The organism is Saccharopolyspora sp. NPDC002686 (assembly GCF_040295745.1).
Taxonomy (GTDB): Bacteria; Actinomycetota; Actinomycetes; order Mycobacteriales; family Pseudonocardiaceae; genus Saccharopolyspora; species Saccharopolyspora oryzae.
The window spans coordinates 1-8,438 of the sequence record NZ_JBEOVY010000333.1 but is presented as its reverse complement, the minus strand read 5'-3'; the positions used below and the strand labels follow the sequence as shown (position 1 = coordinate 8,438).

Annotated in this window: 7 protein-coding genes and 3 tRNA genes; 3 read left to right on the top strand and 7 right to left on the bottom strand. The window is 69.7% G+C overall.

Annotated elements, in window-relative coordinates; genetic code table 11:
- Positions 1-122: 122 nt before the first annotated feature.
- The 4 genes from ABTZ89_RS31335 to ABTZ89_RS31320 all read right to left on the bottom strand — a co-directional run bounded on the left by ABTZ89_RS31335 (position 123) and on the right by ABTZ89_RS31320 (position 1,242).
- Positions 123-196 (bottom strand) — tRNA-Phe (locus ABTZ89_RS31335).
- A gap of 29 nt (positions 197-225) precedes the next feature.
- Positions 226-302: transfer RNA gene (locus ABTZ89_RS31330), tRNA-Asp, on the bottom strand.
- Between the two features lie 23 nt (positions 303-325).
- Positions 326-398: transfer RNA gene (locus ABTZ89_RS31325), tRNA-Glu, on the bottom strand.
- A gap of 604 nt (positions 399-1,002) precedes the next feature.
- The gene (locus ABTZ89_RS31320; RefSeq protein WP_270950124.1) at positions 1,003-1,242 is read right to left on the bottom strand and encodes a hypothetical protein; all 240 of its coding nucleotides are present in this window, start codon (positions 1,240-1,242) and stop codon (positions 1,003-1,005) included.
- A gap of 229 nt (positions 1,243-1,471) precedes the next feature.
- On the opposite strand from ABTZ89_RS31320, the gene ABTZ89_RS31315 reads away from it, so the two are divergent.
- Together ABTZ89_RS31315 and ABTZ89_RS31310 are read left to right on the top strand one after the other, a co-directional pair.
- Positions 1,472-1,693 carry a heavy-metal-associated domain-containing protein gene (locus tag ABTZ89_RS31315; protein WP_270950123.1) on the top strand — a complete coding sequence of 74 codons (222 nt, stop codon included), beginning with the start codon at positions 1,472-1,474 and terminating at the stop codon, positions 1,691-1,693.
- A 312-nt stretch (positions 1,694-2,005) separates the two neighbouring features.
- Positions 2,006-2,557, top strand: coding sequence for a hypothetical protein (locus ABTZ89_RS31310; protein WP_270950122.1), 552 nt, complete (start codon positions 2,006-2,008; stop codon positions 2,555-2,557).
- A 127-nt stretch (positions 2,558-2,684) separates the two neighbouring features.
- Here the strand turns inward: ABTZ89_RS31310 and ABTZ89_RS31305 are convergent, their stop codons facing one another.
- From ABTZ89_RS31305 to ABTZ89_RS31295, 3 genes are all read right to left on the bottom strand, one after another.
- Positions 2,685-3,842, bottom strand: a complete 1,158-nt coding sequence (locus tag ABTZ89_RS31305) for an acyl-CoA dehydrogenase family protein (protein ID WP_270950121.1) — start codon at positions 3,840-3,842, stop codon at positions 2,685-2,687.
- A gap of 29 nt (positions 3,843-3,871) precedes the next feature.
- On the bottom strand, positions 3,872-5,914 hold the full coding sequence (locus tag ABTZ89_RS31300; RefSeq protein ID WP_270950120.1) for an acetyl-CoA carboxylase biotin carboxylase subunit: 2,043 nt from the start codon (positions 5,912-5,914) through the stop codon (positions 3,872-3,874).
- A gap of 102 nt (positions 5,915-6,016) precedes the next feature.
- Complete coding sequence (locus tag ABTZ89_RS31295; RefSeq protein ID WP_351051499.1) at positions 6,017-7,630, bottom strand: carboxyl transferase domain-containing protein; 1,614 nt, start codon at positions 7,628-7,630, stop codon at positions 6,017-6,019.
- An 87-nt stretch (positions 7,631-7,717) separates the two neighbouring features.
- On the opposite strand from ABTZ89_RS31295, the gene ABTZ89_RS31290 reads away from it, so the two are divergent.
- Positions 7,718-8,293, top strand: coding sequence for an SACE_7040 family transcriptional regulator (locus tag ABTZ89_RS31290; protein ID WP_351051496.1), 576 nt, complete (start codon positions 7,718-7,720; stop codon positions 8,291-8,293).
- Positions 8,294-8,438 lie beyond the last annotated feature (145 nt).

Below are 8,438 nucleotides of genomic sequence, written 5' to 3'. Positions count from 1 at the left end.
GACCCCGCCGCGCCACAGAACTCATGGGATCGCCCCACCGGGCAGGGCAACCTGTAGACCGGCACCTGACACCAACAACGCCCCCACCGAACCCGGTGGGGGCGTTTTGCAGCTCTGAGCGGTGGCCAGGGGCGGGGTCGAACCGCCGACCTTCCGCTTTTCAGGCGGACGCTCGTACCAACTGAGCTACCTGGCCGATAGCGTCCGGTTTGCACCGTTACGCCTTGGCGACCCAGACGGGACTCGAACCCGCGACCTCCGCCGTGACAGGGCGGCGCGCTAACCAACTGCGCCACTGGGCCATGCTTCTCTGTTCAGTTGTTCGTACCCCCAACGGGATTCGAACCCGCGCTACCGCCTTGAAAGGGCGGCGTCCTAGGCCGCTAGACGATGGGGGCTTGGCCGATTCGGAACCGACCCGGCCTTGCCTCCAACCGGCTTTCCCTTTTCAGGTCCGCTCCGTTGGCGTTGAGAAAAGCTTACGACATGCCTCAAGCGGGCTTGCAACAGGGGGGTCCCTCAAGCCGAACGACCCCCGCGAGCGCCCGCCCCGAGACCCTCGCCCGCCCGCCAGACTACTGCCTTGACCTGCCGATTTCGACCATTCGCGGCAGCAAGCCCCAGCACACGCCGAGGCGCGCCCAGTGCCCCGACGAGGCTCGCTCCGGGCTTGGAAACCGACAAATCGCTCAAGATCTAAAAATGTGACCTGGGACTCAGGTTTGAGCGATTTTCGGGATCTGCGGCGCACTGCCCCGACGAGCACCGCGCAACAGATCCAGATGAAGAGGCCCTTCGGACCTATTGGCGAGCGCGCAGCAGCCCGGCGCGATGCGCATCCCGGCTTGCCGACTGCTGTAGCCCGGCTCCGACAGGTGGCGACCGCTCTGGATTCCGCTCGTCCGGGCGACCCGCCCCACGAACGGTTGATCTACGACACCACCGGAAGTTACGTCGCCCTGGGCGTCGCGCCCACCGGCGGACGCCTCCGCGCGACACCCGTCAGCGGGTGACCGGCGGCTGTCCGTCGTCGTCGGGAGCCAATCCCAACATGTCCAGCAGGAGTCTGCAATCTTCGGCGCTCTCCGCACCGCGGGCGACCGCCATCCTGGCCTTGTGCACCTGGTCCGGCGAGATCCGCGAGGGCTCACCAGCTCTCGGAGCGGGCACCGCGGCCGACTGCCGCGAGTGTCCGTCTTCCTGCTGCCACAAGAACTTCCGTACGTCCAGCGACCCGTACATGACGCCTCCCCGGCCTCGGGTTCCCGGCGCAGGCTATCCACAGGTTGTCCACACCCGCAGCCCCCCAGAGAGTGATTTGACTTCGACGCAGAGTAATCACGCTCGGGGGTGACGATCCACTTCGGATCTTCGCGCTGCGCCGGTCACCCGCGTTGATCGTCCACACTGGACGAACGGCAGAGTTGCCCCGACCGCCGGTTCGGGGCGGACCCATCAGGAAGGAACGCACATGAGCAGTCGAACGTTCACCGTCAGTGGCATGACCTGCGGCCACTGCGCCACGTCGGTCACCGAGGAGCTGACCGAGCTCCCCGGCGTCACCGACGTGCAGGTGTCGGTGGACAGCGGACGGGTGTCGGTCACCAGCGAGCAGGAGCTCAGCCGCGAGGCGGCCACCGCGGCGATCACCGAGGCCGGCTACACCATCACCGACTGGCCCAGCGCGAACTGAACCCCTCGCCGGGGTCGCGGTTCGCGGGATAACACCTCGAACCGTTGCGCGAGACCGCCGAGCGGGCCCGCCCCGGAGGTGCCGGACGCACGAATCGTGCGCCAAAAGCTCCCCAAAGGGCCTCGCCACGTGCCACAATCGGGTCGCTGACACACCCCCGGTCAGCACCTGTGGAGATCCCCTCCGGCCCCCGCGTTCGTCCCCCTGACGCGGGGGCCCTCCGCTTTTCACGGCCCGCGACGCAGCTGCCACGCACGGTGACTGGGGTCACAGCAGTTCGCGCTTCGCAACCCAACCGTTATCGTGGGGCCCGTGGCTCTAGGACGAACCAAGACCAGCCGTCGGCAGAAGGCGGCCGAACCGGCCGAACCCGATCACGAGTTCGAGTCGTACCTGGCTGCGCTGGCCCCGGAGGAGAGCGTCGAGTCCACCGGGTCCGGTCGCCGCTTCGGCGCCGCGCAGGTCTACCAACTGCGCCTGCCCCTGATGGCCAACGAGCGGCTCAAAGAGCTCGCGTTCAAGCAGGGCACCTCACCGGCCGCGCTCGCCCGTGACTGGGTGATGCAGCACCTCGCGTTGGAGGAGGACAACGCGGCAGCCGCTCCAGCGGCACCGATGCACCAACCGGCTCCGGCCGAGTACTCAGCTCCCCTCGAGCACGCTGCTCCGGACGAGTACACCGTCGTGGACGACTACGCGGCTCCGGTCGAGTACGGCGCTCCGCAGGCGGACCCGATGTGGCCGGACCAAGACACCCAGAAGCACTTCCAGCCGGTCTCCGAACCGCCGGTGCGGCACGACGCCTACGGCGACGTCGAGCAGACCGAGGAGATCACGGTGCCTCAGAACCGCTTCCGGCACTGATCTTCCGGGTCTAGATGGCTGCGGCGCGAAGCGCCACCTTGAGGGGCGGTGGTCGGGCGAAGGGCTGGCCCCGACGCCCCACCGACCGTTGGGCCGGTGGGGCGTCGGATTCGCTTCAGCTGGGGGCTCAGGCCGGGAGGCCGAGCTCCCGGGCGATGAGCATTCGCTGGACCTCGCTGGTTCCCTCGCCGATCTCCAGGATCTTGGCGTCGCGGTAGAACCGGCCGACCGGGGTCTCGTTCATGAACCCGTAGCCGCCGAAGATCTGGGTGGCGTCGCGGGCGTTGTCCATCGCCGCGTTCGACGAGGCCAGCTTCGCGATCGCGGCCTGCTTCTTGTACGGCTCACCGCGCAGCATCCGCGAGGCCGCGTCGTAGTAGGCCAGGCGCGCGGTGTGCGCGCGCAGCTCCATGTCGGCGATCTTGAACTGCATCGCCTGGTACTCACCGATCTTGCGGCCGAACGCCTCGCGCTCGTCGACGTAGCGCAGGCACTCGTCCACGCAGCCCTGGGCGAGGCCGACGCCGACCGCGGCGATCGCGACCCGGCCCTCGGTGAGCGTGGCGAGGAACTGCGCGTAGCCGCGGCCCCGCTCGCCGAGCAGGTTCTCCGCGGGCACCCGGACGTCGTCGAAGGACAGCGCGTGGGTGTCCGAGGCGTTCCAGCCGACCTTCGAGTACTTCTTGGCGACGGTGAACCCCGGGGTGCCGGAGGGCACGATGATCGTGGAGATCTCCTTGCCGCCGTTGGGCTTCTTCCCGGTCACCGCGGTGACGGTGACCAGCCCGGTGATGTCGGTGCCGGAGTTGGTGATGAACGCCTTCGAACCGTTGATCACCCACTGGTCGCCATCGAGCACCGCCGTGGTCTGGGTTGAGCCCGCGTCGGAGCCGCCGCCCGGTTCGGTCAAACCGAAGGCGCCGAGGATTTCGCCGCTGGCCAGCTTCGGCAGCCAGGTCTTGCGCTGCTCGTCGTTGCCGAAGCGGTAGATCGGCATGACGCCCAGCGAGACGCCGGCTTCCAGGGTGATGGCCACCGAGGAGTCGACGCGGGCCAGCTCCTCCAAGGCCAGGCAGAGCGCGAAGTAGTCGCCGCCCATGCCGCCGTGCTCCTCGGGGACCGGCAGGCCGAACAGGCCCATCTCCCCCATCGTGCGCACCAGCGGGTACGGGAACTCCTCCCGCTCGTAGTAGTCGCCGATGACCGGGGCTACTTCCTTGCGGGCGAAGGTCCGCACGCTGTCGCGCAGGGCTTCGTGCTCTTCGCTGAGCCGGTGGTCCACCATCGTCGGGCCTCCTGTGTTGTCCCGGTCGTTCATGACTGGTTCGACGGGGTGAGGACAGCCAGCGGCTGGTCGAGCCCGACCGACTGCCCCTTCCTGGCGTGCACTTCGCTGACGGTTCCGTCGATCGGGGCGGTGACGGTGTGCTCCATCTTCATCGCCTCGACGACGAACAGGCGTTGTCCGCTGCTGACCTGCTGACCTGCGGTGACGTCGGCGACCAGGACCGTGCCGGGCATCGGGCTGGTGACCGTGCCGTCGGAGCGGCCGCCGGCGCCGCCGCGGTCGGCGAGCAGCTGGTGCTCGGCGAGCGCCCAGGTCCGGCCGTCGGCGGCGAGCCACGTGGTGCCGTCGACGTGCGCGAACCGGTAGCGGCGGGTCCGGCCCTGGTGGGCGACGGTCAGCACGTCCCCGTGCACCTCGGCCGAGGCCCGGTCGGTCGCGACTTCCTTCGCGGATTCGCCGTCGGCGGGCTCGATCGAGACCTGGGCGTCGGCGGCCCGACCGCGGATGCGGACCTCGACCTCGCCGCCGTCGGCCGCGAAGCGCCAGGTGCTCCAGGCCGGTTCGCCGAGCCGCCAGCCGTCTGGGACGTCCCACGGGTCGACGTTCGCACCGGTGGGTTCGGCCGCCAGCAGGCGTTCCAGGGCTGCCGCCAGGTAGATCTCGTCGGGCGTGATCGCGCTTTCGGCGATCAGCGCGTCGAGTTCGCGCTCGACCAGGCCGGTGTCTAGGCTGCCCGCCTGCACCTGGTCGTGCTGCAGCAGCGCGCGCAGGAACGCGACGTTGGTCTGCAGGCCGAGGACCGCGGTGTCGCCGAGCGCCTTGTCCAGGCGGCGCAGCGCGTCGGCCCGGTTCGGGCCCCAGGCGATGACCTTGGCCAGCATCGGGTCGTAGTCCGAACCCACCCGGGCACCCGGGCGGACACCGGAGTCCACGCGCACGCCGGGGCCGGACGGCTCGTGGACGGCGAGGACGTCACCGCCGGTCGGGAGGAAGTTGCGGCTCGGGTCCTCGGCGTAGACGCGGGCTTCCACCGCGTGCCCCTCGAGCGAGATGTCCTGCTGGGTCCAGGGCAGCGGTTCGCCCGCCGCGACCCGGACCTGCTGCTCGACGAGGTCGATGCCGCGCCGACCGCCGACGGTGGCGACGAGCTCGGTGACCGGGTGCTCGACCTGCAGGCGGGTGTTCATCTCCATGAAGAAGAACTCGTCCGGCCGGTCCGCGGAGACGATGAACTCCACCGTGCCCGCGCCGACGTAGCCGACCGAGCGGGCGGCGTTGACCGCTGCGGTGCCGATGCGGGCGCGGGTTTCGGCGTCCAGCAGCGGCGACGGCGCTTCTTCGATGATCTTCTGGTGGCGGCGCTGCAGGCTGCACTCGCGTTCGCCGAGGTGCACGACGTTGCCGTGCGCGTCGGCCAGCACCTGGACCTCGATGTGCCGGGGGCGGCTGACGAAGCGCTCCACGAACAGCGTGTCGTCACCGAACGCCGAGCGCGCCTCCCGCCGGGCCGAAGCGATCTGGTCGTCCAGCGCGGACTCGTCGTGGACCAGGCGCATGCCCTTGCCACCACCGCCGGCGGAGGGCTTGATCAGCACCGGGAACCCGATGTCCAGCGCCGCCTGGTGCAGGTCGGCGTCGGTCATGTCCGGGTCGCTGCGGCCGGGCACCACCGGGACGTCGGCGGCCGAGACCGTCTGCTTGGCGCGGATCTTGTCGCCCATCGACTCGATCGCGGTCGCCGGCGGGCCGATGAACTCGATGCCTGCCTGGGCGCACTCCTCGGCGAAGGCCGCGTTCTCGGCCAGGAAGCCGTAGCCCGGGTGGATCGCCTGGGCACCGGTGCTGCGGGCGGCGTCGAGGATCCGCTTGCTGTTGAGGTAGCTCTCCGCGGCCGCACTCGGTCCGATGTGGACGGACGTGTCGGCTTCGCGGACGTGCCGGGCATCGCGGTCGGCGTCGCTGAACACCGCTACGGAGCGGATGCCCAGCTCGCGCAGCGTCCGGATCACCCGGACCGCGATCTCTCCCCGGTTCGCCACCAGCACCGCGTCGAAGTGCTGCATCGTCATCCCTTCGCTTCGCCGAACGACTAGGTTTTGCCTGGTCAGGACCCGTGAGTCTTTTGGGGTGCTATAGCGACCCAAAGTGCTCACGGGTCCTGACCAGCGACGTCACATGCGGAAGACGCCGTAGGAGATGTCCTCGAGCGGGGCGTTGGCCGCCGCTGAGATCGCCAGGCCCAGGACCGAGCGGGTCTGCTTGGGGTCGATGACCCCGTCGTCCCACAGGCGAGCCGTCGCGTAGTACGGGTGGCCCTGGTTCTCGTACTGGTCGCGGATCGGCTGCTTGAACGACTCCTCGTCCTCCACCGACCAGTCCTCGCCGCGCGCGTCGAGCTGGTCGCGGCGGACCGTGGCCAGCACCGAAGCCGCCTGCTCGCCGCCCATCACCGAGATCCGCGCGTTCGGCCACATCCACATGAACCGCGGCGAGTACGCCCGGCCGCACATCGAGTAGTTGCCCGCGCCGAAGGAACCACCGATGACCACGGTGAACTTGGGGACCCTGGCGCAGGCCACCGCGGTGACCATCTTCGCGCCGTGCTTGGCGATGCCGCCGGCCTCGTACTCCTTGCCGACCATGAACCCGGAGATGTTCTGCAGGAACACCAGCGGGATGGAGCGCTTGTCGCACAGCTCGATGAAGTGCGCGCCCTTCTGCGCCGACTCGCTGAACAGGATCCCGTTGTTGGCGATGATCCCCACCGGGTGCCCGTGGATGCGGGCGAAACCGGTGACCAGCGTCTGGCCGTACTCCTGCTTGAACTCGGCGAACCGGCTGCCGTCGACGATCCGCGCGATGACTTCCCGCACGTCGTAGGGGGTGCGGCTGTCGGTCGGGACCACGCCGTAGAGCTCGTCGGGGTCGGCCACCGGGGCTTCGACCGGCGCGACGTCCCACGGGCGGGGCGTGCGCGGGCCGAGGGTGCTGACGATGCCGCGGACGATGCGCAGCGCGTCGGCATCGTCCTCGGCCAGGTGGTCGGTGACGCCGGAGGTGCGGGAGTGCAGGTCGCCGCCGCCCAGCTCCTCGGCGGTCACTTCGGCACCGGTCGCGGCCTTCACCAGCGGCGGACCGCCGAGGAAGATCGTCCCCTGCTCGCGGACGATCACCGCCTCGTCGCTCATCGCCGGGACGTAGGCGCCGCCCGCAGTGCACGAGCCGAGCACCGCGGCGATCTGCGGGATGCCGCGGGCGGACATCGTCGCCTGGTTGTAGAAGATCCGGCCGAAGTGCTCGCGGTCCGGGAACACCTCGTCCTGCCTGGGCAGGAACGCGCCGCCGGAGTCCACCAGGTACAGGCACGGCAGGTTGTTGTGCAGCGCGACTTCCTGCGCGCGCAGGTGCTTCTTGACGGTCATCGGGTAGTACGTGCCGCCCTTGACCGTGGCGTCGTTGGCCACCACCACGCATTCGCGGCCGGACACCCGTCCGACGCCGGTGATGATGCCCGCCGACGGCGCTTCGTCGTCGTAGAGGCCGTGCGCGGCCAGCGGGGACAGCTCCAGGAACGGCGAGCCGCGGTCGAGCAGCGCGTCGACCCGGTCGCGGGGCAGCAGCTTCCCGCGCTCGACGTGCCGGGTGCGGGCCTTCTCCGGTCCGCCGAGGCGGGCGCGGGTGAGCTGGGCGTTGAGGTCGTCGACGAGCTTCGAGTGCTGCTCGGTGTAGCGGGCGAACTCCGCCGAGTCCGGATCCGCGGTCGTGCGCAGGGCGGGCGCATCCATGCGGGGCACACCTTCCGCCGGAGTTAGTCATCGTTAACGCGACCGATGTTAACGATGACTAACGGGTTTCGTCTAGCATCGACACCGATGTCCACCGATGCAGCCAAACCGTCCCGCCGCGAGCAGATCCTGGCCGCGGCGGCGGAGAAGTTCGCCCGCGCCGGCTTCCACGGGGTGGGCATCGACGACATCGGCAGCGCGGTGGGCATCTCCGGGCCCGCCCTGTACCGGCACTTCCGCAGCAAGGACGCGATGCTGGCCGAGCTGCTGACCGGCATCAGCGACCGGCTGCTGCGCGGCGGGCAGGACCGCGTCGGCGAGGCGGCCGACCCGAGCGACGCGCTGGACCGCCTGGTGCGCTGGCACGTCGAGTTCGCGGTGAACAACCCGGCGCTGATCACCGTGCACATGCGCGACCTGGACAGCCTCGCCGAGACCGACCGGCACAAGGTCCGCGAACTGCAGCGCAGCTACGTCGAGGTGTGGGTGGACGTCCTCTGCCAGGTCCGTCCCGAACTCCCGCGCCCGACCGCCCGCGCGACCGCGCACGTGGTGTTCGGCCTGATCAACTCGACCCCCTACAGCGCGCACCTGGACACCCGGGCGATGTCCCGCCTCCTGCGTTCGATGGCCCTCGGAGCCATCGACCGAGCCACCAGCTGACCCCTCCACCCCCGCCGGTGCCGGTGCCGGTGCCGACGGGTGGACGCAAATTCAATGGAATTTCGACGTCCGATTTCCATTGAGGTGATCTCAGTGGATTCGGCCGTGTTCGTGGTGGGTGAGGACGAGGGCGGCTTGGACGATG

Excerpts from the sequence above, each read along its gene's own strand:
- ABTZ89_RS31320 (WP_270950124.1), bottom strand. The coding sequence starts at position 1,242 with ATGTACGGGTCGCTGGACGTACGGAAGTTCTTGTGGCAGCAGGAAGAC.
- ABTZ89_RS31315 (WP_270950123.1), top strand. The coding sequence starts at position 1,472 with ATGAGCAGTCGAACGTTCACCGTCAGTGGCATGACCTGCGGCCACTGC.
- ABTZ89_RS31305 (WP_270950121.1), bottom strand. The coding sequence starts at position 3,842 with ATGGTGGACCACCGGCTCAGCGAAGAGCACGAAGCCCTGCGCGACAGC.
- ABTZ89_RS31300 (WP_270950120.1), bottom strand. The coding sequence starts at position 5,914 with ATGACGATGCAGCACTTCGACGCGGTGCTGGTGGCGAACCGGGGAGAG.
- ABTZ89_RS31295 (WP_351051499.1), bottom strand. The coding sequence starts at position 7,630 with ATGGATGCGCCCGCCCTGCGCACGACCGCGGATCCGGACTCGGCGGAG.
- ABTZ89_RS31290 (WP_351051496.1), top strand. The coding sequence starts at position 7,718 with ATGTCCACCGATGCAGCCAAACCGTCCCGCCGCGAGCAGATCCTGGCC.